This is a genomic window from Kocuria sp. CPCC 205235, assembly GCF_040980905.1.
Lineage (GTDB): Bacteria > Actinomycetota > Actinomycetes > Actinomycetales > Micrococcaceae > Kocuria > Kocuria carniphila.
In genome coordinates this window covers 301,683-324,116 of sequence record NZ_JAVKPR010000001.1, presented here as the reverse complement: position 1 = coordinate 324,116, position 22,434 = coordinate 301,683, and the positions used below count along the sequence as shown (strand labels likewise).

Annotated in this window: 22 protein-coding genes and 1 pseudogene; 6 read left to right on the top strand and 17 right to left on the bottom strand. The window is 63.2% G+C overall.

The genetic code is table 11. The annotated features are described in order from the left end of the window. Nucleotides 1-83 precede the first annotated feature (83 nt). The 4 genes and pseudogenes from RF638_RS01545 to RF638_RS01530 form a co-directional block, all read left to right on the top strand. Nucleotides 84-404 (top strand): annotated as a pseudogene (locus tag RF638_RS01545) (MarR family transcriptional regulator); the annotation flags it as partial. Nucleotides 405-470: 66 nt separating this feature from the next. After that, nucleotides 471-872: a molybdopterin-binding protein gene (locus tag RF638_RS01540; RefSeq protein WP_095798754.1), complete on the top strand. Its 402-nt coding sequence runs from the start codon at nucleotides 471-473 to the stop codon at nucleotides 870-872. Further along, nucleotides 869-1,666: a molybdate ABC transporter substrate-binding protein gene (gene modA / locus RF638_RS01535; RefSeq protein WP_095798755.1), complete on the top strand. Its 798-nt coding sequence runs from the start codon at nucleotides 869-871 to the stop codon at nucleotides 1,664-1,666. Before RF638_RS01540 ends, modA begins: the two co-directional genes overlap by 4 nt. After that, complete coding sequence (locus RF638_RS01530) at nucleotides 1,663-3,336, top strand: ABC transporter permease (RefSeq protein ID WP_368841269.1); 1,674 nt, start codon at nucleotides 1,663-1,665, stop codon at nucleotides 3,334-3,336. The genes modA and RF638_RS01530 overlap by 4 nt, the downstream gene beginning before the upstream one ends. On the opposite strand, the gene RF638_RS01525 is transcribed toward RF638_RS01530, so the two are convergent. From RF638_RS01525 to RF638_RS01500, 6 genes are all read right to left on the bottom strand, one after another. Next, a complete protein-coding gene (locus RF638_RS01525; protein WP_095798756.1) occupies nucleotides 3,333-3,512 on the bottom strand; it encodes a hypothetical protein in 180 nt (59 codons plus the stop codon). The genes RF638_RS01530 and RF638_RS01525 overlap by 4 nt on opposite strands. Nucleotides 3,513-3,515: 3 nt before the next feature. Further along, nucleotides 3,516-3,722 carry a helix-turn-helix transcriptional regulator gene (locus tag RF638_RS01520; RefSeq protein ID WP_095798757.1) on the bottom strand — a complete coding sequence of 69 codons (207 nt, stop codon included), beginning with the start codon at nucleotides 3,720-3,722 and terminating at the stop codon, nucleotides 3,516-3,518. After that, entirely contained in the window at nucleotides 3,722-4,201 is a 480-nt protein-coding gene (locus RF638_RS01515; protein WP_095798758.1) for a DUF2975 domain-containing protein, read from the bottom strand. The genes RF638_RS01520 and RF638_RS01515 overlap by 1 nt, the downstream gene beginning before the upstream one ends. A gap of 76 nt (nucleotides 4,202-4,277) precedes the next feature. Next, on the bottom strand, nucleotides 4,278-4,700 hold the full coding sequence (locus RF638_RS01510; protein WP_143470017.1) for a hypothetical protein: 423 nt from the start codon (nucleotides 4,698-4,700) through the stop codon (nucleotides 4,278-4,280). Between the two features lie 93 nt (nucleotides 4,701-4,793). Continuing rightward, nucleotides 4,794-6,398 (bottom strand): ABC transporter permease, encoded by a 1,605-nt coding sequence (locus RF638_RS01505; protein ID WP_368629884.1) that lies wholly within the window; start codon nucleotides 6,396-6,398, stop codon nucleotides 4,794-4,796. Then, a complete protein-coding gene (locus RF638_RS01500; protein ID WP_368841268.1) occupies nucleotides 6,395-7,513 on the bottom strand; it encodes an ABC transporter ATP-binding protein in 1,119 nt (372 codons plus the stop codon). Before RF638_RS01500 ends, RF638_RS01505 begins: the two co-directional genes overlap by 4 nt. A 113-nt stretch (nucleotides 7,514-7,626) precedes the next feature. Between RF638_RS01500 and RF638_RS01495 the strand changes: the two genes are divergently transcribed. Beyond that, complete coding sequence (locus tag RF638_RS01495; protein WP_016997151.1) at nucleotides 7,627-8,028, top strand: RidA family protein; 402 nt, start codon at nucleotides 7,627-7,629, stop codon at nucleotides 8,026-8,028. A 154-nt stretch (nucleotides 8,029-8,182) separates the two neighbouring features. Here RF638_RS01495 and RF638_RS01490 read toward each other — a convergent pair whose 3' ends face one another. The 3 genes from RF638_RS01490 to RF638_RS01480 form a co-directional block, all read right to left on the bottom strand. Further along, nucleotides 8,183-10,048 (bottom strand): AMP-binding protein, encoded by a 1,866-nt coding sequence (locus tag RF638_RS01490; protein ID WP_368841267.1) that lies wholly within the window; start codon nucleotides 10,046-10,048, stop codon nucleotides 8,183-8,185. A gap of 138 nt (nucleotides 10,049-10,186) precedes the next feature. Next, nucleotides 10,187-10,957, bottom strand: coding sequence for an SDR family NAD(P)-dependent oxidoreductase (locus RF638_RS01485; protein ID WP_315278703.1), 771 nt, complete (start codon nucleotides 10,955-10,957; stop codon nucleotides 10,187-10,189). 166 nt (nucleotides 10,958-11,123) lie between these two features. Then, nucleotides 11,124-12,851: a CocE/NonD family hydrolase gene (locus RF638_RS01480; protein ID WP_368629887.1), complete on the bottom strand. Its 1,728-nt coding sequence runs from the start codon at nucleotides 12,849-12,851 to the stop codon at nucleotides 11,124-11,126. A 165-nt stretch (nucleotides 12,852-13,016) separates the two neighbouring features. Between RF638_RS01480 and RF638_RS01475 the strand changes: the two genes are divergently transcribed. Continuing rightward, complete coding sequence (locus RF638_RS01475; RefSeq protein WP_368841266.1) at nucleotides 13,017-13,958, top strand: MBL fold metallo-hydrolase; 942 nt, start codon at nucleotides 13,017-13,019, stop codon at nucleotides 13,956-13,958. 14 nt (nucleotides 13,959-13,972) lie between these two features. Here RF638_RS01475 and RF638_RS01470 read toward each other — a convergent pair whose 3' ends face one another. The 8 genes from RF638_RS01470 to RF638_RS01435 form a co-directional block, all read right to left on the bottom strand. Continuing rightward, nucleotides 13,973-14,200 carry a hypothetical protein gene (locus tag RF638_RS01470; protein ID WP_259916325.1) on the bottom strand — a complete coding sequence of 76 codons (228 nt, stop codon included), beginning with the start codon at nucleotides 14,198-14,200 and terminating at the stop codon, nucleotides 13,973-13,975. After that, a complete protein-coding gene (locus RF638_RS01465; protein ID WP_368841265.1) occupies nucleotides 14,190-15,239 on the bottom strand; it encodes a DUF2332 domain-containing protein in 1,050 nt (349 codons plus the stop codon). The genes RF638_RS01470 and RF638_RS01465 overlap by 11 nt, the downstream gene beginning before the upstream one ends. A 157-nt stretch (nucleotides 15,240-15,396) precedes the next feature. Further along, a complete protein-coding gene (locus RF638_RS01460; protein WP_259916331.1) occupies nucleotides 15,397-16,692 on the bottom strand; it encodes an MFS transporter in 1,296 nt (431 codons plus the stop codon). Nucleotides 16,693-16,838: 146 nt separating this feature from the next. Beyond that, nucleotides 16,839-17,762: an alpha/beta hydrolase gene (locus RF638_RS01455; protein WP_259917698.1), complete on the bottom strand. Its 924-nt coding sequence runs from the start codon at nucleotides 17,760-17,762 to the stop codon at nucleotides 16,839-16,841. A 12-nt stretch (nucleotides 17,763-17,774) separates the two neighbouring features. Next, nucleotides 17,775-18,938 (bottom strand): NAD(P)/FAD-dependent oxidoreductase, encoded by a 1,164-nt coding sequence (locus RF638_RS01450; RefSeq protein WP_259917700.1) that lies wholly within the window; start codon nucleotides 18,936-18,938, stop codon nucleotides 17,775-17,777. A gap of 68 nt (nucleotides 18,939-19,006) precedes the next feature. Continuing rightward, nucleotides 19,007-19,969 carry a phosphotriesterase gene (locus tag RF638_RS01445; RefSeq protein ID WP_259917702.1) on the bottom strand — a complete coding sequence of 321 codons (963 nt, stop codon included), beginning with the start codon at nucleotides 19,967-19,969 and terminating at the stop codon, nucleotides 19,007-19,009. A 9-nt stretch (nucleotides 19,970-19,978) separates the two neighbouring features. Then, nucleotides 19,979-20,992, bottom strand: a complete 1,014-nt coding sequence (locus RF638_RS01440; protein WP_259917704.1) for a phosphotriesterase — start codon at nucleotides 20,990-20,992, stop codon at nucleotides 19,979-19,981. A gap of 510 nt (nucleotides 20,993-21,502) precedes the next feature. Beyond that, the gene (locus tag RF638_RS01435; protein ID WP_259917707.1) at nucleotides 21,503-22,246 is read right to left on the bottom strand and encodes a GntR family transcriptional regulator; all 744 of its coding nucleotides are present in this window, start codon (nucleotides 22,244-22,246) and stop codon (nucleotides 21,503-21,505) included. Between the last annotated feature and the right edge of the window lie 188 nt (nucleotides 22,247-22,434).

Here is a 22,434-nt window from a genome sequence, read left to right as displayed (position 1 = left end):
CCTCGGAAGACCTCGACCCCTACCCGGTGAGCGACGCGCTGACAGATCTACACCCTCGATTGTGAAGAGCCCTCAAACCTGGGGAAATGGAGGTCATGAACTACCTCGCGGAGAATCCAGGTGAATCGGTCAGTGGGATCGCGCGGGGGACGCGATTGTCCAAGAGCCTGGTGTCGCGATACGTGCGAGAGCTCCACGGTGTGGGACTCGTGCAGTACCGAGTTGACTGCTTTGACGCGCGGTTCAGAATGATCGAACTCTCGGAGTCGGCGCGGAAAGAGATCCAACTTAGAGCGGAAGTCTCCGTGCAGTTTGCTCTCTATGAACACGAACCGTGGCTGTCCTATAAACAACAACGTGATGCTCTTGACCTTATGAAGTCATTGGCGGACATTCTCCGGTGACAGCATTGATCCGAATTTACGGAATCTACTCATGATTGGGGCCGCAGATGCGGATAGTCTCATGACATGACTTTGTTGCGGGTGGCGGATGCGGCGCTCTTTCTCGGTGTCAGCGATGACACGGTGCGGCGGTGGATCGATCAGGGCACGCTCACTCGTCGGCAAGACTCATCCGGTCACGCGGTTGTGGACGGGGTCGAGCTGGCGGAGCTGGCCAAACGTAATGCGGTGAACCCCAGGGATCCCAACAGCGGCAAAGGATCCGCCCGGAACCGGCTGGTCGGACTGGTGACGACCGTGACCTCGGACAAGGTGATGTCCCAGGTGGAAATGCAGTGCGGTCCCCACCGGATTGTCTCGCTGATGAGTACCGAAGCAGTGCGAGAACTCAAGCTCGAACCGGGATCGGTCGCGACGGCGGTGGTCAAGGCAACCACGGTCATTGTCGAGTCCGGAGATTTCTCGTGAGGGCTCGGGCGATACTTGCCGTGCTGAGTGCGGCGGCAGCACTATTTCTGACGGCGTGCGGAACCGGCGGTGGTATTGACGAGAGGTCGAGCGAGAGTGGGGGAGCGGCGTCGTCGGCGGAGGGAACGCTGACGGTGTATGCGGCGGCGTCGCTGACCACGAGCTTCGACCGGCTGGCCGAGGAATTCGAGGCTGAGTACCCGGGCGTAGATGTGACGGTGGATTACGGCGGCTCGACCGGCTTGGCGCAGCGGTTGCAGGAGGGGGCGCGGGCGGACGTGTTTGCGTCTGCGGACGAGCGGACCATGCAGCGCCTGACCGATTCGGACCTGCCGTCCGGTGAATCAGAGATTTTCGCGAGCAATACGCTCACACTCGTCGTGCCAGAGGGCAACCCTGCCGATATCTCCGGGCTGGACGACCTTCGGAAAGACGGTGTGAATTTTGTCCGGTGCGCGCCAGAAGTGCCGTGCGGAGCGGCCGCGGATGAACTCGAAAAGGCGAATGGCGTAGCGCTGAGTCCCGTGAGTTCGGAACTGTCTGTGACCGACGTGCTGGGCAAGGTGACGTCGGGTCAGGCGGATGCGGGACTCGTGTACGTCACGGATGCCAAGGCCGCGGGGGGTCGTGTGGAAACGATCGAGGTTCCGCATTCGCAGGACGTCGTCAATTACTACCCCGTGGTGACGTTCCCGGACTCGCCGAACGCGACGGCCGCACGGGAATTCGTCGACGCGCTCACGAGTGAGCGTGGCCAGACCATCCTGCGGGACGAGGGGTTCGGGGCGCCGTGACGCGCGCTCGCTTCCGGACGGTGCCCGGGTGGGTGCTGGTACCGGCGTTGATCGGGGCGCTGTTCGTGCTTCTGCCGTTGCTCGGGATGCTGCTGCGCGTGGATTGGCCGAACCTGTGGAGTTTGCTGACGTCAGAATCCTCACTCACCGCACTCGGTCTGAGCTTGCGCACGGCGTTGATGTCGACGGTGCTGTGCGTGGTGTTGGGCTGTCCGCTGGCGTTGGTGCTGGCCAGGGTCCAAGTGCCTGGACTACGGATACTGCGATCACTGGTGCTCCTGCCCCTGGTGCTGCCACCGGTGGTGGGCGGTATTGCGCTGCTGTACACCTTTGGTCGACTTGGACTCGTGGGCCAGCAGCTGGAGGCGCTCGGGATCTCGATCGCGTTCTCCACGACCGCGGTGGTGCTCGCGCAAACGTTCGTTGCGCTCCCGTTCCTGGTGGTCTCCCTCGAGGGTGCGCTGCGAACCATGGGGACCCGTTATGAAGAAGTTGCCGCCGGGCTGGGAGCATCGCCAACCGTTGCGATGCGGCGGATCATTATTCCCCTGGTGACCCCGGCCCTTGCATCGGGTGCGGCGCTGTCGTTCGCGCGCTGCTTGGGAGAGTTCGGTGCGACCCTAACTTTTGCCGGAAGTATGCAGGGTGTCACTCGCACGCTGCCGCTCGAGATCTACCTGCAGCGTGAAACTGACCCGGATGCCGCGATCGCGTTGTCACTTCTCTTGGTTCTGGTTGCCGTGGCGGTGGTCGGATTTTCGGCACCCGCTCGACGACGCCGCGGCGTCGGCTTTCGTGCGGGACTTTCCGGTTGGCTGCGGGGCGCGGGGCGTTCCGAGCAGGGTTCGGCTGATGCCGATGGGGTCAATGCTTCACCGGTGACCGGTCCAGGCGATGCCGTCGATCGGGGTCGTGGTGAACCCTTCAGTGCGGGATTGCAGCCGGGACCTGGCGACCTCCGGGGGCTTGAGGTCAATCCAGTAGCCGAGCAGAACTCAGTGGCCGATCAACGCAAGGAGACTTGGATGGATGTGCACGTGGTCGTCGCTGAACGGGCAGTCATTGCTGAGTTTCGAGCTGATCGGGGACAGACCGTCGCGTTGGTCGGACCCAATGGGGTGGGTAAGTCGACGGTGTTCGCGGTGATTGCGGGTCTCCTGGCACCCGACCGGGGACGAGTGCGAGTGGCGGGGAGCGACGTCGTCGACCTGGATACGAAGGGTCACGGCACCTGGAGGCCGGCGCACCGGCGGGGCGTGGCGTTGATGGCGCAGGAACCGTTGTTGTTCCCGCATCTGAGCGTGTTGGAGAACGTGGCCTTCGGGCCGCGGTGCAAGGGCCTGGGCCGGGAGGCCTCGAGACGGGCGGCTCGTCGTTGGCTGGATGAGACGGGTGCGGGGCGGTTCGCTGACCGTTATCCGGAGCAACTTTCGGGGGGTCAGGCGCAGCGGGTCGCAATCGCGCGAGTATTGGCGGCGGAACCGGAACTGGTGCTGCTGGATGAGCCCCTGAGCGCTCTGGATGTATCGGCCCGCCCGGAAATTCGGAGTGTCCTGAAACGAGTGCTGGCGGACCGGACCGCGGTGATCATCACGCACGACCCGGATGACGTGGCCGAGTTGGCGGATCGCTCGGTGCGTTTGGTGCCGGTACGGGGCCGGGCAGGCTAAGGAGCTTGGCGGGAGCGGCGTCGAAGTGCTCTCGCTGTGAGCGTCACTGAGCCAAGGGCCAGCAGAACGCCGATCCCTTGCAGTCCCGGGGAATCATCACCTTCCCCCAGGATCATTCCGGCAACGCCCACGGCGAGGCCCAGTATGCCGAAAAGGATGATGACAAGAAGCCTCATGGTTCAGTCCTCGACCCACTCGAGGAGATCCCCGGGTTGGCACTCAAGCACGCGACACATGGCGTCCAGCGTGGTGAAACGGACAGCTTTGGCGCGGCCGTTCTTGAGCACGGCCACGTTGGCGGGAGTGAGCCCCACGCGTTCCGCGAATTCGCCAACACTCATTTTCCGTTTTGCGAGCTCAACATCGATGCGCACGACGATGGGCATCAGATCACCGCTTCCATGTCGGTGCGCAGCGTGGTGGCCTGGCGGAGGAGCGCTCGCATCACCACCATGAGCAGCCCCAGCACGGTGACGCTGGTCAAGACGAGGAACATCAAGAGGGGTAGTCCGGGATCGTCGGCGTTGAAGCCTACGGCCAAGAACACGCCCAGCAGGACGGCCCAGGCTGCGGCAATGGCCCACACAATGGCGTCCACCCATTTCAAGGAAGACTGCGTGAAGATGCGGTCACGGTTTACCAGCGTCAAGAGCTTCCACGTGCAGACGACCACGACCTGAGCGCACACCACCCAGAACACGGTGATGGCAGTCAGCGGCCACCGCAGGTGAGCCATGTCCGGTGACTCCTGGGCCATATGCGCAAATTGGCCGGGCAGGGACATCACCTGAAGCAGGACGAGGACTCCGAAGAGAACCGCCAAGAAAATTCTGAGGGGCACAACGGCCCAGCGTTCCGACAGCATGCATTGAGTATCGTTTGAAATCTATCGAAAGTCAATAGCTTCTCGCTGAAGCAAGAGCATCACGCGTGCTCAGTGCTCAGTGCTCGACCGAGTACCGGGCGTTCAGCGCTTTCGCGAGTTCCTTCATGTCGACTTCTCGATCGGGGAACGACCTCTGCTGAACCTCGGACGGGTCCGCGACAAACCAGTTGGCCCCTTCCACGATGTACACAGCACCGGAGGGGTCGGCGGCACTCGCGGCTGCCGATCGGGCTTCCTGGTGTGTCTCCGAAGCTTGGAACCAGAGGATCTCTACGGATTTGGTGCACATGCGAGATTCACCGGTCGGTTGAATGGAAGTCGAAATCGAGATCGGTTGTCCTTGAGCATGGTCCGCGCATCCGACGTGACCGTCCACCGCTCGATAGACGTCATCCATGGAGTCGTAGGCGGGTAAGGCTTCGGTGGGAGTGCATGAGGCCGCCATGAACAGCATGCCTGTTGCTGAAGCGAGAAGCATTCGCTTCTTGACCAAGGGGTACATGGTCGCCCCAATTCATGGTGAGGTGTATCGCCCGTCTAGGTCACTTAATCATCTCATAAGCATGCTTACTTAATCTCTCGGAATGTCCCTGCGACGGAACGCGGCCACGGCCAAGGCGGCCGTGAGAACGGCGACGGTCGAGATCCAGGTGAGGGCGGCGGCGTCGGCGGCGGAATCACTGGCCAGGCGTGCGACGTGATGGAACGGCGAGAGGTCCGTGACCCACGAGGGCACGCTCAGGAGCGGTCCCAGGATGGCGACGATCACCACGAACAACACCGGCACCCACGCGAGCACCGTGAGGCGGGGGGAAAGGGCGTAAACCAGCACGGCAAGGGAGGCGAACAGGGTCAGCGCGGGCAGATACGTGGCCCAGATCAGCAGAAGGCCCGAGTACACGCCATCTACCGTGATCACCGCGTCCGTGGTGGCGGCCAGGACCAGAGTGCTCAAGAGCAGGACCACCGCGGACACCACGAAGGCGAGCGCCCACCAGCTCAGCAACCACCGGATCCGGGCCACGGGTAGTGACAGGACAAGTTCGGTGCGACTATCCGTTTCCTCACCGTGCAGCCGCGATGCAAGCGCCACGGCCAGGGCCGCCGCGCCGCACGCCAGGGTGGTCATCGCGAGGTCCAGGAAGCCTTGCACGGCACGGTCCGAACCGCCCATGATCGCTTGATACGAGGCCGGAAGGTCCGCGAATGAGTCCCGCATGGACGGCGCCAACGACCCGTAGGTCACGGCCAGGAGCACCAGGGCGATCAACCAGGTGATGTTGGAAGTGCGGGTCAGCCGGACACCCAGGGAGAGTGGGCCGCGTAGGTAACTCGCGGCGTGTGACCGCCCGGAGCGTTGCGGAAGCAGGCCAGCGTCCAGGTCGCGGCGGGACTGCAGGGACATTGCGGCCAGCGTCGCGAGCAGGGTGAGCCCCACGGCCAGCAGAAGCGGCCACCAGCGCAGCTCCACGAACGCGCGCGTCTGCATGGACCAGGCAATGGGCGAGAACCACGAGAGCCAACTGCCTTGCAGTTCCATGATGTCGCCCACTCCACGCACCACAACGGCCACGCCAAGCACCGCGAGCCCGAGGCCCATGGCACCGCGGGGCGTCGAAGAGAGTTGCGCGCACAGCAATCCCACCGCCCCGAACACCAGCACCTGCACCCCGATCCCCGCGCCGAAGGCCCAGCTGTCTTGGGCCGGAAGGTCGAGCATTAGCATCGATCCGGCGCACACCAGCGTGATCAAGGTGGCGGTGATGAGCAGCATGACCGTGGCCGCAGCGGGTGCCGCGTGCCGCCCGACTCGTGTGGAGCGCAGCAGCTCGATCCGCCCGGCGGACTCCTCACCGCGTGTGTGGCGCACGGCCGTTTGCAGGGCCATGATCGCGACTGCCACCACGATGAACAGCGTGTATTCATTGGCCATCATGGCCCCTACGGTGTAGTCGTCCAGGCCGTAGCCGGGGCCTCCCATGAAGATGCCGCTGGGCTGTCCCATGATGGTGGCGCGCACCTGGCGTTCCTCGGCGCTCGAGAAGACCTGCGCGAGTTCCTGACCGCCCCCGGCCAGCAGCAGTCCCACGGCCACGACCCAGATGGGCAACCGGATGCGGTCGCGTTTCAGCGCCAACTTCAGCAAGGTGGCCGTGCCTTGCAGCTCGCGTGTCATGACGGGTCCGGTTTCGCAGGCTTCCCAGGCGCGCGAGTCTCCACGCCGACGACGCCGCCCGGGCCAGCTGCCTGCCCCGCCTCACCGTGCGGTTCCGCGCGGTAATGACGCATGAACAACTCTTCAAGCGAGGCCGGAGCAACGTGCAGTTGTCGTACGTGCAAGCTGTGGAGGCCGGGAAGCATGTCCTGGAGTGCGGCCGGTTCCACCTGCCCGGTGATGTGGAACCCCTCGGCCATCTCATGGATTTGCAGCTCGCCCAGATCCATCGAGTCATCGAGCAGCGCGGGGTCATGTGCGGTGATCACGTCGATCGTGACCCGGGTCAGGTGGCGCATGTCCTCCAAGCGGCCTTGCTCCACCACGGAGCCCTCGCGGATGATGGCCACGGTGTCACACAGCTGTTCCACTTCGGAAAGGATGTGGCTGGATAACAGCACGGAAACGCCCTCGGCCCGGCGCTGCCGCACGACCTCTTGGAACTCGCGCTCCATGAGCGGGTCGAGTCCGGATGTCGGTTCATCCAGGACCAGAAGCTCGGCATCCGAGGCGAGCGCGGCGATCAGCGCGACCTTCTGCCGGTTGCCCTTGGAGTACGCGCGCGACTTCTTGCGGGGGTCCAGCTGGAACCGTTCGGTCAGCTCTGCCACGGCGCCTTCTCGGGTGCCACCGCGCATCCGGCACAGCAGGTCGATGCATTCGCCACCGGTCAGCCCGGGCCACAGATTCACGTCCCCGGGCACATAGGCCAGGTGTCGGTGAGCATCGACGGCGTCCCGCCAGGCATCTCGTCCGAGCACGGTCGCGGTGCCCGAATCCGCCCGCAACAACCCCAGCAGAACTCGAATGGTCGTCGATTTACCCGACCCATTGGGCCCCAGGAAGCCCGCGATCACTCCGCGGGGAATCTGCAGGTCCACGCCGTTGAGCACATGGGCTTTTCCGAACGACTTGTGGATTCCTTGCAGGTCAGTAGCCAGATCGGCGGGATCGGGTGGCTCTACAGCGCGGACCGCTGTGCCGACGTCGCGCTCACCGTGACCCTCGCGCTCACCCGGCGGGGCGGCGTCGTCAATGGAAGGTGTAGCTGCTCGGTGACGTGGATGGGACGGCATGATGCACGGCCTCTGAAGGACGAGTCACGAAAAGTGATACCTCTATGTTGCACCCGTCACGGGGGTTTGGGAAGGTTGAGCGGATTCATCTTTCGCCTTCTTGAGGAGTGCTCATGCCCCGCCGCCAGAGAATCGTTCCGTCCTGCCTGCCCGCTCACGTCGCGGACAACAACGCCTATTCCTACGGCGTGCTGGACGGTGACACGCTGCACGTGTCCGGCATGGTCGCCTTCGCCCCGGACGGTTCCTACGTGGGCGAGGGCAACATCACCGCCCAAGCCACCCAGGTTTTCGACAACCTGCAGGCCGTGGTCGTCGAGGCCGGCGGCACCCTGGAGGACGTCGTCTCCACGACCACCTACCTCGCCTCCGCGGACTACGCGGGCGCGGTGGGCGAGGTGCGCAAGAAGTACTTCACCGGCGACGTCCCGCCCACCTCTACCGTGGTGGTCGCCCCCATGGCGCGGGAGCAGTTCATGGTCGAGGTTTCCGCGATCGCGCGGACCGCAGAATAGAGCCGACGACGCCGCTCGGGCGCCGTTCCGCGCGGTTGGTTACGCGCCGCGTATTTCGGCTATCCCTTCGGATTTTGCTGCCGCGCCGTTGGGTGCGGTCCGGTGCATGCAGCGCCCAGGTACGTCACCCCGGGACTGCCCTGAGCCACTTCGGCTACTTCCCACGCAGCGACGGGAAGTCGGTGTCCGCGTACTCCACGTGTTCACCCGCCGGTTCCGCACCGGCTGCTGGGTGCAGTCGGATTTCGCGGTCACGCAGTTCCACGCGGCGGATCTTGCCGGAAATGGTCTTGGGTAGTTCGAAGAACTCCAGTCGCCGCACGCGCTTGTACGCCGCCAGGTTCACACGGCAGTGGTGGAGGATGCTCTCGGCGGTTGCCGCATCGGGTTCGTGGCCATTGCCGAGGACCACGTAGGCCTTGGGAACGGCCAATCGGATGGGGTCCGGTGAAGGAACCACGGCCACCTCGACCACGGCGGGATGTTCGATGACCACGGACTCCAGCTCGAACGGGGAGAGCCGGTAATCGGAGGCTTTGAACACGTCATCGGCGCGGCCCACGTATGTGAAGACGCCGTCCTCGTCCTGAGAGACCACGTCACCGGTGTGGTAGACGCCGTCGCAGAACGCCTCGGCGGTCTTCTCCGGATCCCCGTGATACCCCGGGGTCAGACTGATGGGGCGGGGATCCAGACGCAGGCACAGCTCGCCTTCGTCGGTGCGTTCTTCGCCGGTCGCGGTGTCGATGAGCACGGTTTCGTAACCAGGCAGGGCCCGGCCCATGGCTCCGGGCTTGACCGGCATGCCCGGGGTGTTGGCGATCTGCAGCGAGGATTCGGTCTGACCGTAACCGTCGCGGATGTCCGTGCCCCAGGCGTTCTTAACGCGGGAGATGATCTCGGGGTTCAGCGGTTCGCCGGCGGACACCGTCTTCTGTGGCGGGTTCTTGAGGTGACTCAAATCGGACTGGATGAGCATGCGCCACACGGTGGGTGGTGCGCAGAAGGACGTCACACCCTCGCGCTCCATCTGGTCCATCAGAGCTCGGGCATCGAAGCGTGAGTAGTTGTAGAGGAACACCGTGGCCCCGGCGATGAACGGTGCGAAGAAGTTCGACCACGCGTGCTTGCCCCAGCCCGGGGAGGCCACGTTCAGGTGCACGTCACCGGGTTCCAAGCCAATCCAGTACATGGTCGACAGGTGCCCCACGGGATAGGTGATGTTCGTGTGCTCCACCAACTTGGGCAGCGACGTGGTGCCGGAGGTGAAGTACAACAGCAGCGGATCATCGGCCGGTGAGGACTCGAGCACCTCGAAGGTTTCCGGGCCGGAGCAGGAGTCCGCGAAATGGATCACCGGGTGCTCACCCACGGTGGAGGAGCGCTCGGGTGGCGAAGCGGCGGCGTCGTCGGCCTGGGAAGTGGAAGGTGCGGCCGGATTGCTCGGCAGCACGGAAGGTGGAACGGGCTTGCGGAAGTCGGGCTGGTCGTCGACCTCGATGATCGTGAAGTCGCCAGCGACATCGGCGAATTTCTGCGCGTTGGTGTGGGAGGTGACCACCCACTTGGCCTTGCCGCGTTCCAAGCGATCGCGCAGGTCAGCGGGGCCGAGCATCACGGTGGTGGGGATCATGGGCGCGCCGAGCTTGGTGCATGCGAGCATGGTTTCCCAGAGCTCCACCTGGTTGCCGAGCATGAGGATCACACGGTGACCGCGCTGCACACCCTGCTCGCGCAACCACGTGGCCAACTGCGAGGACCGGACGGAGAGATCGCGGTAGGTGCGGCGGGTTTCGGTGCCGTTCTCCTCGACAATAACGAGGGCCTCCCGGTCTGCTTCGTCGCCGTGGCCGAGCGCGTCGAACCAGTCGAGGGCGAAGTTGAAGTGCGTGAACCGGGGCCACTCGAACTCGCGGTGAGCGGCGTCGAGATCCGTGCGCAACCGCAACAACTGATCCCTGGCGGCGCGAAACTGCTCCGTGACGGACCGGGTGGAATCGGATGAGGTGGGAAGAGTCATGACGTCCTCGCTTGGCTGTCCGGCGCGGACCGCAGGCCGGTTCACCGGACCCTCGCGGTCATCAGTGACCTAAACGTACTGCACAGGCAGCTCAAGTTGGGCCCATCATGTCCGTTGGTTACGAGGGCTCCGTGTGCATTATTGTTCGCGAGAATCTTTCGAGAACCGCCGGGCCTTGCGCTGCTCACCCAGGAACTTGTTGAGAACCGCGGACCGCCTGGTCTTCCGGTCTCCGCCGACCACGTGGTCGCGGCCGGCGAAGAGGCCGTTCAGGGCGAGGCGTGCGACCAGCTCGGGGTCGTTCTTGGTGGAGTTATCGCCGAAGGCCGTGTTCTGCATCCCGGCTCGGTCATGGAATTCGGTGGCAGTCGCCCCCGGGAGGAGTGCGGTCACGTTGACGTCGTACTCGCGCAATTCCTCTCTCAGCCCCTGCGCGAAGCTGTACATGAACGCTCGCGTGGGGCCGTAAATCGACTCGTACGGGGTGGGCGTGGTCGCGGAGAGCGAGCTGGTGATCAGAATGTTGCCCTGCCTGCGCTCGGCCATGTGTCGGACTACGGGCTTGGCCAGCAGGATCTGCGAGGTGACGTTGAGCGAGAGCATCTGCAGTTCGTCGTCGATGTCGGTGTCGATGAAGGCCCCTCCGAGGCTCTTGCCCGCGTTGAACACCGCAACTTCCAACGGGCGGTTCAAGGATTCGACCTTTGCCCAGACTTCTTTCGGCCCGTCGGGGCTAGAGAGGTCTGCACGCACCGGGTACACGGTTACCTCCAAGAGTTTTCCTGGCAACTCATCAATGCGCGAGCTCGCGCCAACCCCCACAATGTCGTACCCGCGGGCCGCAAGTCCCTGGGCCAGGTAGAACCCGATGCCCGATGAAGCTCCCGTCACGAGTGCAAGTCCGGCCATGTCAGTTCTCCTCGTCCCAAAGGTGTCGGGTGCCGATCGCGGCCAATGGTCAACTTCGTAGTGACAAGCCGCTTCGCCCCGTTTGTCGTGAGGGCCAACGATAACAGTGGACCTTTGGTGGGTCACGGGGTTGCGCCTACCCGCCCCAGCGAGGCGCCGTCAGCGTCTACGCCTCAACACCTTTCACCGTGAACGGCAGCACCAAACGGGACTGATGCTTCGCGTCCCGGTAGATCTTGTGCGTGACCGGGCGGCCCACCGGCAGGTGGAAGGCATCCGGGGGCAGCAGGGAGTTGTGCTCATCGGCCAGCGGCTCTGCATTGGACAGTTCCACCGTCAGCCGGTGCCCCTGCTTGAAGGTGTTCGCGAACGGGTAGAGCCGCAGTACGTACTCCTCGACAGTCCCCGGCTCCACCGGTTCGGTGCGAGTGTGCGGGTGATACGGGTTGCCCTCGGTCGTACGCTCGTCCAGCTCGCGGTGTGAAGCCTTGAGGTATCCCGTGGTGATCAGCTGGCGCTTCCCATTGGGAGCTGTGTCCCACATGCGCAGGATGAAGTTGGTGTCGTCTTGGTCGATCTCCGCGAAGATGTGTGCGGCACCGGTCCCAATCATTTCCGTAGGTTCGTCGAAGGGTTCGGTGTCCCAGCGGAGGATCTCCACCTTGTCCGTGACGGTGAGCGGGGCCTGATAGAAGCCGTCCGGGGCCGCGTACTCAGCGCCCATTAGCTCAGGCTCGAACGACAGCTTCCGCCGGGGGCGCAAGTACAACGGCCGGTACTCGACCGGCAGCGGTGGCCATTGCTCACCAGACGCGATCTCTCGCGAACCTTCCACGAACACGTTGACGGCGGGACCATCCATGGCCCCGTTCTCGATGCCCTTGAGCCAGTAGTCGTACCAGCGGAACATCTTGTCGTGTTCCTCGATGAACGGGCGCGACTGCATTGGAGGGTAGGACCCGATATCCAGTTTCTTCGGTCCCTGAAGCGCATCGAACAGTTCGATGGTCCCGTCCATGGTCCAGCCGCGGCCCTGATCGATTTGCAGGTACACGGGGATGTCGATGTTCGGGGCCAATGTGATGGGATTGCGTTCCTCGTACCACTCACCGTCCAGCTCATTGGTGATGATGTCGAACCAGGCCTCGTGGTTCTTGGGGTAGTTCAGGACGTGGACGAGATTTGGCCACGCGGCGACGTCGGGATCGGCCAGACGCTCGGCGACCCGCTCCTGGATCTCGCCCGGCGAGAATGTCTCGAGCATGCGGGACTTGACGTTGTCCGTGAAAGCCCAGCCGGAATCGCCGCCGCGTCCCTCGCGTGCGGCGCGCGGCATGAACCACATGATGCCGCCGTGGTACGTGGTCTCGTAGAAGTCGTAGTGGCCACCGGAGACGAATATGGCTTTCAAGTGCGGCGGGCGTTCGGCCGCGGCCAGCACCTGCATGGAGCCGAAGTAGGAAATGCCGATCATGCCCACGTTGCCGTCGCACCAGGGCTGCTCGGCGACCCACTCGATGAAGTCGTAGGCGTCCTGTCCCAACGAGACGCCACCGGCGTTGTAATTGCCAATATGCTCACCCTCGGCATGACCGGTGCCGCGGAGGTCGCCGATGACGTGGGCGTAGTCCTCTTTGACCACGCGGGTGATATCGCCAGCTTCGATGCACCCGTCCCACATGGGGCTGGGCCGCCGCTGCGCGGGCATGGTCAGCGCCATGGCCTGCAATTCCTTGCCGTACGGGCTCAGGGCGACGAGCGCAGGACGAGGCTTATTCTCGGTGCCGTGATAGACGTCCGCAATCAGATTGACGCCGTCGCGCATCGGAACTTCGAGGTTCTTGCGAACTGCTATGGATTCCCCGCCGGCGTCCAGCGTTTCAAACTCGGCCATGAGTGGGTAGCTCCTTCACTAGCGCCGGAGCGCACGCCGTCCTGGTGACGGGCACGATCCCTGGGCACTTTATGGAAATATTATTATACTAAAGTTAGTGTGTGCAAGACCACACCGCACAATGGACTCAGCAGTCCTCGGCCGTTCGTCCCGTAGGAGATCACCATGACGCACAGCGTTCCCGTCCATCCGTTGGTTTCACCGTGGGGTCGCTTCGGTCTCTACAGCTTCTTCATCGACGCACCCGAACCCGCCATCGTGGACACGGGCATCGCGTCCTCTCCCGCGGACGGTATGGCCCCCGAACTCGAAAAGCTCGGCCGCAACATCAAGGACGTTCGCTGGATCCTGCTCACCCACGGCCACATCGACCACATGGGTGGCGCGTATGCGCTCTGGGAAATGACCGGCCGCAAGGCCCAGGTGGTCATCCATCACGACGACGCCGCCCTCCTCCGCTCGCGGCGAGCCCACGTCGACCAGTACATGGAGACGCGAGCCCGGTACCTGAACGACCCCGAGGGTGAAGAACAGCAGATGGGCATGGCAAATCAGGTCATCTCGGGTGAGATGGAGCCGCAGGTGCTGGTTCGTGGCGGTGAAACGTTATCTCTGGGCGGCGACGTCACCGTGTCCGTTCATCACATCCCTGGTCATACCGCTGGTTCGGTCGCGTACTGCATCGACGGTCAGAACGACGTGTTCGTGGGCGACTCTGTTCAGATCCACGGCGCGGCCAACGGCTTCCCAGGCTATGAGGATCCGGTCGCTTACCGTTCAAGCCTCGAGTACCTGCGCGACACAGTGGAGCCCAACCGTCTCTTCCTGGGCCACCCCTATCGCAACGCCGCGGGTGAGGCGTACGAGATCGGTGTTTCGGGAGACCAAGCACGGCACGTGATCCAGGAAAGTATCGACATCGAGTCCCGTGTAGCCGACGCCGCTCAGCGGTACCTTTCCGACGGCCTCCGCGAGTCGGATTCGCCGTACTCTCCGTATGCTGCGGTCGCGGAAGAGCTGGGTTACTCCGGTGACCCAGCCCTGGAGCCGTCACCCTTCTTCACCACGATGCACGGGTATGCGGAGCAGGCGGGTGTGGTGCAGTAGCCGCGTCGCTCGCGTTACTCCCGTCCATGGACATGGTTCAGGAGCACATAGATCACCAATCCCGCAGCGATCAGGACTGCGAACACAATCGATGATGTTGTGTCGCTGATGATCCCGTTGGCCCTCATGGCGAGTGTTCCGATACCTATCAGCACTAGCAAAAAGGATGGGATGAAAGATTTGATGGTCTGGGAAATCCCGCGTTCGGAATCTGAACCGGTCGCTTGTTCATCAGTTTCCATACCCCATGGCATCAGTCCTGGGGCCATCTCGCAATAGCCCTTCGGCCAGTTTTTTGCTCGCTCCCTCAGCGATCCCGATTCGTTCGTAGCTCTGCCCGTGAGGACCAACGACTGCGCACGGCCGGCCGTTTAGTGCGAGCACGGTTCGTCCGTTGACAGGTACGGAGATCCGCGAAGCGACCGTGGGCAATACGTCTTCACCCTCATTGCTGATCCACGTCACGTCAGGCATGGATTCCATCAGCTCGACGAACTGATCACGGCGTTCAGGCGTCAGATAGACGAGGACCGCACTGTGAAACACCACCACGCCTGCGTTCTTGGGGGCCTCGGTGATTAATGCGGAAATGTTGTCGAGGAGATCACCCTTCACGAGCATCGGAGGGTCCGCAGCAACTAACTCCGCCGCTGCCCGAAAGCGATGACGGCGGTCATCGTGCTCCGGCCAGATCAGAGTCTCAAGCCACTTCACTTGATCAGAATCTCGTAGATCAACCGGATTTAGGTCGATCCCCGCACGGAATACGACAGTAGGAAGTTGGTTGGGGACACTGTCCGCTTCAATGCGGCAGGACAGCTCAACCGAACTGGGTCCAGTAGTCGGATCAAGCGGAACAACACCTTGATCGGTCTCGTACCGATAGCTGTACTGATCCGGATAAAGACACAAACCCGCGGACGCCCCCACCTCGATGAGAGCGAGCGGCCCCCGCAGTCGGCTCAGGACCGGGAGGAGCACGGCGCACTGCCCGGCTTCATTGGTTTGAGTTGCCCGCTCCCGAATCACCGATTCGACCTCGAGCCAACGCGATAGTAACCAAGGACGCAGTTCCGAATACGATCCGACTGGTGCACCACAGAAACGGGCGGCCGTGAAAACCAGATTGGGTTGGCGCTTCGAGGTAGGGAGATCATCAATCAGCCCCAGCACCTCGGAATCGTCCGCAATGGAAGTGGCCCAGTCGTAGAAAATCGGGGACAGTTCTTTGACCTCGATCTCGGCCCACCGCTGGTACAGCTCCGCCACCGTTTGTTCCATAGTCGTCAACCTACGGCATGAGGATCCAGACAACGCTCATGACCCACGACTGATCGAAGCGCGCTCGAGACTGGTCCAAATAAGCGGAGTGAACCCCGCGGACCGACCAACTCGATCAGCGGGGCTCACACGGTTCGGTGGACGGCGCGGTCGCCGGTTACACCTCCACCAGCTTCCGGTCCTCTTCCCGCCGGCCCACAATGCGGGGCGCGGTTTCCTTGAGGAACAATGCAAAGATCGTGGCGACAATGGCACCGCCGCAGCTCACGAGCAGCGCCACGGGAAGCCCGAACTGATCGGCCGCGATGCCGGTCAGTAGGGGATTCAAGAACCCGCCGATGAGTTCGCCGATTCCTGTGGGTAGTCCCACGGCCAGGCCAGCGTAGATCGCGGGAACGGACTCGGCGGGAATCACCGACATGGCCATGCCGCCCACGCCCATACCGGCGGCGAAGATGAACACCGCCAGGGCCATTAACAACGGGCTGGAGAAAAACAACAGGCTCAACGGGGCCATCACGGACAACAGTCCGAAGATCACCGAAGTGGGCTTGCGGCCAATGCGATCCGAGATCAGCGGAACCACGAAACCCCACACCGCGGTGCCCAGTCCGAATGCAGCCATGACCATACTCATGGTGCCCGGCGAGAAGCCCTTCATGCTGGTCAGGTAAACGGGACCGAACACCATCAGTGCCATCAGATAGACCATGAAACCGCTGAAAATCAGGATCGACAGGATGATGTTCCGGTTCTTGAGCACCTCTTTGAGCTGACCCTTGGGGCGCACGCGGGCTGCGGAAGCCGCCCCGTCGGCACCGTGAGAATCCGAGGCGGAAGGCGCCAGAGCGGCGTCGTCGACCTTGGGCTCACGCATGACCTTCCAAATGATCGCGGCCATGATCAGGCCGGGAACCAAGGTGAGGAAGAAGGCAGTGCGCCAATCGAAAATGGTCGCGAGGGCCACGATCACCAGCGGTGCCAGGATGGATCCGAACGAGCCGTTTGCGGTGTTCATGGTGAAACCCAGGTTGAAGCCGCGGCGGCGCGGGGAGGATTCCATCGCGAGCACGGACTGGGTAACCGGGATGATCGGGCCCTCGAGCAGGCCCATGAGCAAACGCAGGATCACCAGGTGCGCGAAGGTGACTACGAAGCCCTGGAAGAACGAGGTCAACGAGAACGCGACCATCAGGATGACCAGGTAGAGACGCTTGCTCTTGACCTTGTCGGAAATGCGCCCGCCGATGATTGAGGCGAGCGCCCAGGTCACGGACAGCGCCGCAGCGAGCAGACCGATGGACTTATTGTCCAGATGGATGTCTTCCTGAATGAACGGGATCAGAAAGTTGAGGATCAGTCGGTCGAAGAACACGAAACCGACGGTGAAGAAGAAGATCGCGACGATCTTGTTCTCATAGGTCCAGAATTTCGTACGGGGTGAAGTGGACATGGTGGCCTCTCGGGTCACTCAGTGCTGTCGCATAGTGAAACTGATGGATCACAGGCTTTCTATGCTGGGCAGGTTGAAAGCGGCGGCGCGGACACGTGGGTCCGCGCCGCCGTCGTTATTTAGGGGTGGTGGCTGAGTCCGGTGTCTTAGCTCCGGCGCAGGAACTCAGCCGTCTCCGTGAACACCCGTTGGAATTCGGGGATCCAGGAGAAGTGCTGGACAAAGCCGTGGTTGGCTCCGTCGTAGCGGGACACGGTGGCGTTCACGCCGGCTTCCTGCAGGCGCTTGCCGTAGAGCTCGCCCTCATCGCGCAGTGGATCGTGCTCCGCGGTGACGATGAGGGCTGTGGGCAACCCGGAGAGATCCTCGCGCTTGATCGGAGAGACCAGTGGGTCGGATCGATCCGCGCCACTCTCGAAATAAAACGCGTTGAACGGTTCCAGGATGCCGGTTTCCAGGCCGTAACCCTCTGCGTTCTTGCGCAGGGAGGGGTAGCGGTCCACATCGAAATCCAAGTCCAGGGACGGGTAGTACAGGATCTGGTGTGTGATGCGGTCGAAGCCGTCGTCGCGGGCTTTTGCGGCGACCGCGGCGACGAAGTTGCCGCCGGAGCTGTCACCGGCGATCGCCAGCGTGCGCCCGTCCCACTTCAGCTCCCCACTGTTCTCCGCAACCCAGCGGACCACGCGGTAGCAGTCCTCCAGGCCGGCCGGGAACTCGTGCTCGGGGGCGAGTCGGAAGTCAACGGCCACGACCTCGAGGCCCGTCTCCTTGGCCAACGAACGCGCAATGTGGTCGTGAGTCTCGAGGCTCCCGGAGAAGAACGCTCCGCCGTGGAAGTACACGAGCACGCCGTAGCTTTCGGCCTCGGCGGGCGTGTAGATCCGCACGGGTACGTCTCCGGACGACGTCGCTGCGGTCGCCTCCCGCACGTCATGGATCGGCAGGCGATCCGCCACCGGTGGTACCTGTGCGTTCTCCCCGGCACGCATGGCCACGGGGTCCAGGGGTGAACCGTCCGGCTCGGGAAGGGACTTGAGGAACTCGGCAATCTTCGGGTGAATGGTCATGGAGTGCGCCTCCTACTTGGTGCTGGAGTCGAGGTCGGCAGTGTCGTGATCCGCGGCCTGCTGCTCGGCGGGGTTCTGGTTCTCGGGCTTCTGGCCGGGGAACACGGAGTTGACCTCGTCCTCGGTCCAGCCGGAACGGGAGATCCGCTGCAGCTCGTCGGTCACGGGTTTGCGGTCGGCCTGGTACTGGGCCAGCGCTTCTGCCACGGTATCGGCCGTCTTGAGGGCGTCGGCAAGTCCACCGGCGTCCAGGATCGCGGAGTTCGCACCCTGGCCCTGGTGGTGGAGCATGGAGTGGGCGGCATCGCCCAGCAACGCCACACAGTCTGAGTGCCAGTTGTCCACGGGGTCGATGTCGTACACGGCCCGCAGGTTCACGGTGTCCATGTTCAGGCCGCGGGCGATGTCCACGATGCGCTCGTCAAAGCCCTCCACGGTCTTGAGGATGTCTTCCTTGGTGACGTCCGGTGACCAGGTGCTGTCCGGAATCAGTGCGGTGATGTCGAAGGACACCTGGTTCCGGTGGCGCAGCGGCAACAAGTACACCTTGGTGCCGTGGCCGATGTACATGCGCAGGTTGTCGTCGTTGATCATCCCGTGGGCGTCGTCGATGGAGATCACGGAGCGGTAAGCATGCTCACCGGAGAACACCGGCTGGTTGTCGCTGAACAGCTGCTTGCGCACCACGGACTTGATACCGTCCGCACCCACCACGAGGTCTGCGGTGACGACCTCACCGTTGGTGAACGTGAGAGTGGCGTTGCTGCCGTTGTCCTCGATCTTCTCCAGCTTGTGGCCGAGCTTGACCATGCCCTGCGGAAGCGCACCCACCAGGGCTTCGATGAAGTCACCGCGGTGGATCAAGTAGGTGTGCTTCTCCTTGCCGTCCTCGGGCCAGTCGTCCTTCATGATGGGATCGCCGGTGGCCGTCAGGATCTCGAAGTAGTCACTGGGAGAGCTCACCGCAGCGATGTTGTCGAAGATGCCCCACTCACGGAAGCGATTCATGGACGAGGGACGCAAGCCGATGCCCGCGCCCACCTCGTGCATTCCGGAGGCCTGTTCGTACACGGTCACGTTCGCGCCCAGGGCGCTCAGAGCGGCCGCCGCGGACGCGCCGCCGTAGCCGCCACCCACAATGGCGATGGTCAGGTTCTGAAGGTCCGAAGTCTTCATGGTGTGTCACTTTCTGGTGAGATCTGCGGTGAGCGGAGCGCCGTCGTCCCGCCCCGCATGAGAAGTGCTTATTTCTGGATCGAGAGGAAATCGGCAGGGTTGTGGATGAAGAGTGTGTCGATAGTTGCCTGGTCCACGCCCGCTTCGCGCAGGTCCGGGATGAGGTCCTCGAACAGGTAGTTCACGGTGTGGCCTTTCACGCCCGGCCAGCCCAGAGGACTGCAGTTCGCGTCCACGCCGGCAAGAGCCTTGTCGAGGTGGCCCTCACCCAGGAAGCGCAGGAAGTGATCCAGGCGCTCCTTGCGCGGACGGGCCCAGAACGGCGGATCAGGCAGTTCCGTCTCGTAGCCGAACGTGTCGAAACCGACGCGGCCGCCCTGCTCGGCGATCCAGGTGTCGCGCGTGTTCTGGGCGTTGACGCCGTCGTCCGCGTGACCGAAGAGCACTCGGTCCAGCGGCAGGCCTTCCTCGTTGAAGATGTTGATGGCGTTTTCCGCATCGATCGCCAGGTGGGTGAGGATCGGAACACCCGTGGCGAGCGCAGCGCGGGCGGCCGCGCGATAGATGCGCTTGTCCAGATCGGTCATCTTGCCACCGCGGGAAACGCCCACCTTGATCACGCCGGCCTTGGATCCGGTGTCTCCGATTCCCACGGTGATCTCGTGAATGAACACCTCGGCCAGGTATTCCACGGAGGCGCGGGCGAAGTGCGGCAGTGCCGTATCGCCACCCACGAATCCTGTGCACGCAATGATGTTCACGCCGGTCTTGGCGGACAGGGACTTGTAGTAGTCCACGTCGCGGCCGTTGCAGATACCGGTCACATCCACGAACGAGCCGCCGCCGTACTCGTGGAACGCACGCAGCTTGGGCACGGTTTCCTCGTAACGCTGCTCCGGGGTCTTCCACCACTGGGTGTCCAGTTCGGAGCCCGGCATGCCGTAGCCGATGTGTTCGTGGATGGCCACGATGCCCAGTTCTTCGGCCGGGATGGTTCCCAGCACGGTGTTTACTTTCGACAACTTCTTCACCTCAAGAATTCAGGATTGGTCGGCGCGGTGCGCCGGGGCCACGGTCAGCAGGTCACGCGGGTTGCTCTCCAGGATTTGCTGCGCGTGATCCGCGCTGAGTCCCTTGGCCACGAGCTGCGGGACGAACGTGGCCGCGACATAGCTGAAGGGCAGGTCGTAGTCGGGTTGGCCCTTGGCCACGCCAATCGCGTTCGAAGACAACAGAATCTTGTCCGCGTGGCCGGCATCGACAAGCTCGAGCACCAGATCCGCGCGCTCCTCGTCGGTGAGGTGGGCGGCGTCGTCGTTGAGACCCACGTGATCGAGCGCGACGTACGCACCCTTCGTGGCCACCTCGAGCGCCCCGTTCGACGACGCCGCGTCCTTACGATCCAGCCCACCCACCAGCACGCGGCGGGCCGGGATGCTCTCGGCGAGCACGATGTCCAGGTCGTGGAGGGCGTCCGCGCCAAAGCGGATCGAGACGGGGACCCCGGAATTCAGGGCCGCTCGTGCCGCACCGCGGAAAAGGCTTTCCTCGGTGGGGGTCATGCCGTCGCGCGCTGCCGCGGTGGCGACCATGCCAGCTGCGGCGCGACGTTCAACGCGCGGAACAACCATGCCCTCGGTGACCTCCTTCTCGAAGAGGTCGGCGAACTTCTCCGCGGGCCACGGCGTGGGTGGATTGGTCTGCGGGGTGAGGAAGTAACCGCCGAGCATTTCCTCCGGGCCCATGCCGGTGGTCGCGATGATGTGCACACCAGTGGACTTGGACAGCGCCTCGTAGAGCTTGGGATCGCGGCCGTGGAACATGCCGGTGCTGTCCACGATCGTGCCGCCACCGTGCTCGCGGAAGTCCTTGAGTTTGGCGGCGAGGGTCTCGAAGATCTCGGCGCGATCCATGGACACGTCCGGCGCGAACTGGGCTCCCGGGATCACCGAGAGCAGCGCCTCGTGGACCGCAATGATTCCCAACTGATCGGCGGGAACGGGACCGAGAACTGTGTTGACCGTTGCATTGCCGACAGTCTCTGAATCTGTCATGGGCACTACCTTTCATCGGCGTCACCGACCATGAGGGTGACGCGGTGTGGAGCGTGGGGCACTTCGCGTCCCCTGGCTTGTGGCTGCCGTTGATGGCCTTCCGTGGTGGGCCGTGTCGGTCTGCTCGCAAGTAGGGGCGGGTGCTGGCGGTCGTCAACGTGAGAAGCGATGAACCGGAGAGCCTCGTGTCCGCCGTACGGGCCGTAGCCATCGCCTGTGGTGTGATCTGAGTAACGTTGTGGCACCAATATACATATTGTTATGCCAAAGCGTAAGTGGAGTGCAGCTGGGAATTTCAGCCGGATCTATGGCGCAGGTCAGGGGTGGATTGGGAGTTGACGAGGTTGGGAGCGGCAGCTGGATCCCACCTCAAGCGATGCCGCAGCCCTCCCGATCGCATGATGTTCCGCTAGAACCCTTAATGGCTCGCCCAAGGGTCCTCATGGCCCACGGTGTGTCATCAGCGGCCCTAAGGGCACACTGAATGCTCCACCTGCTGAGGCTGCTCGACTACGCGCCGGTGATGAAGTGGTACTTGAACTCGTCAGCACGGTGAACGGCGGTGCGCCAGCCGGCGGGAAGTCCTCCCGTGGCGAAGAACAGCGTCTCGATGACCAGCAAGGGGCTCCCCTCGGGGACGCCAAAGGTCTCAGCTTGCCGCGGAGAAGCTGCCGTAGCCCAGGCTTCATGTTCAGCGCGTTCCAGTGTGATGCCGAACTGCCGCTCGAGAAGTTCGAACGCGGAGCCTCTTTCTTCCAACGCGCCACCGGTCGGGATGAACTCCTTGGGAGCGCGGATGTAGACATCTGCTTCCACGAGCGGGGCGCCCTCCACCGAAATCACCCGCGTGAAGTGCAGCAGCTCTTCGCCCTTGGACAGGTCGAGGTTCTGTGCAATCCGAGTCGGCGGCACCACGCGTTCGACACCGGTAACCGTTGACTCCGGGTCGAGGCCAGTGTCGGCCAGGAACTGGTACAGGGCACCCGAGCGAACGGTAGCCGGTCGATGCACCCGAGAGCCCGGCACGGGAAACGTTCCTTTGCCTTGCTTGCGGTAGACGAATCCTTCGACCGAGAGTTCTTTCAAAGCCTGACGGATGGGCGCACGGCTCACGTCGAAGCGGTCCAGAAGTTGCGCTTCAGTGATGGGGGTTTGAGGGTCGGCGGAGCCATCAATGATCTCGTGACGCAGAATGTCCTTGATCTGCCGGTACAGGGGGATACCAGACGACGAATCGAGCTCGTTCACTGGCACGATCGCCCTCCCCTATACCTGGGTTCGCCGGATTTACTCCCGACAGTCAAGCATAGTTTCCCAGGACAAATCGCTGCCAGGAACAGCTCATTCAAGGACACCTGCCCAGATAGCCATCAGCCCGGCGGAGAGGCAATCACCTGCGATTTCCGGTCAGTGATCGATGTGGTCCCACGGCACATCCACGC

Bases quoted from the DNA above. Each gene is read 5' to 3' on its own strand.
- RF638_RS01540 (WP_095798754.1), top strand. From the start codon at position 471: ATGACTTTGTTGCGGGTGGCGGATGCGGCGCTCTTTCTCGGTGTCAGC.
- RF638_RS01525 (WP_095798756.1), bottom strand. From the start codon at position 3,512: ATGAGGCTTCTTGTCATCATCCTTTTCGGCATACTGGGCCTCGCCGTG.
- RF638_RS01520 (WP_095798757.1), bottom strand. From the start codon at position 3,722: ATGCCCATCGTCGTGCGCATCGATGTTGAGCTCGCAAAACGGAAAATG.
- RF638_RS01515 (WP_095798758.1), bottom strand. From the start codon at position 4,201: ATGCTGTCGGAACGCTGGGCCGTTGTGCCCCTCAGAATTTTCTTGGCG.
- RF638_RS01510 (WP_143470017.1), bottom strand. From the start codon at position 4,700: ATGCTTCTCGCTTCAGCAACAGGCATGCTGTTCATGGCGGCCTCATGC.
- RF638_RS01505 (WP_368629884.1), bottom strand. From the start codon at position 6,398: ATGACACGCGAGCTGCAAGGCACGGCCACCTTGCTGAAGTTGGCGCTG.
- RF638_RS01500 (WP_368841268.1), bottom strand. From the start codon at position 7,513: ATGCCGTCCCATCCACGTCACCGAGCAGCTACACCTTCCATTGACGAC.
- RF638_RS01495 (WP_016997151.1), top strand. From the start codon at position 7,627: ATGCCCCGCCGCCAGAGAATCGTTCCGTCCTGCCTGCCCGCTCACGTC.
- RF638_RS01490 (WP_368841267.1), bottom strand. From the start codon at position 10,048: ATGACTCTTCCCACCTCATCCGATTCCACCCGGTCCGTCACGGAGCAG.
- RF638_RS01485 (WP_315278703.1), bottom strand. From the start codon at position 10,957: ATGGCCGGACTTGCACTCGTGACGGGAGCTTCATCGGGCATCGGGTTC.
- RF638_RS01480 (WP_368629887.1), bottom strand. From the start codon at position 12,851: ATGGCCGAGTTTGAAACGCTGGACGCCGGCGGGGAATCCATAGCAGTT.
- RF638_RS01475 (WP_368841266.1), top strand. From the start codon at position 13,017: ATGACGCACAGCGTTCCCGTCCATCCGTTGGTTTCACCGTGGGGTCGC.
- RF638_RS01470 (WP_259916325.1), bottom strand. From the start codon at position 14,200: ATGGAAACTGATGAACAAGCGACCGGTTCAGATTCCGAACGCGGGATT.
- RF638_RS01465 (WP_368841265.1), bottom strand. From the start codon at position 15,239: ATGGAACAAACGGTGGCGGAGCTGTACCAGCGGTGGGCCGAGATCGAG.
- RF638_RS01460 (WP_259916331.1), bottom strand. From the start codon at position 16,692: ATGTCCACTTCACCCCGTACGAAATTCTGGACCTATGAGAACAAGATC.
- RF638_RS01455 (WP_259917698.1), bottom strand. From the start codon at position 17,762: ATGACCATTCACCCGAAGATTGCCGAGTTCCTCAAGTCCCTTCCCGAG.
- RF638_RS01450 (WP_259917700.1), bottom strand. From the start codon at position 18,938: ATGAAGACTTCGGACCTTCAGAACCTGACCATCGCCATTGTGGGTGGC.
- RF638_RS01440 (WP_259917704.1), bottom strand. From the start codon at position 20,992: ATGACAGATTCAGAGACTGTCGGCAATGCAACGGTCAACACAGTTCTC.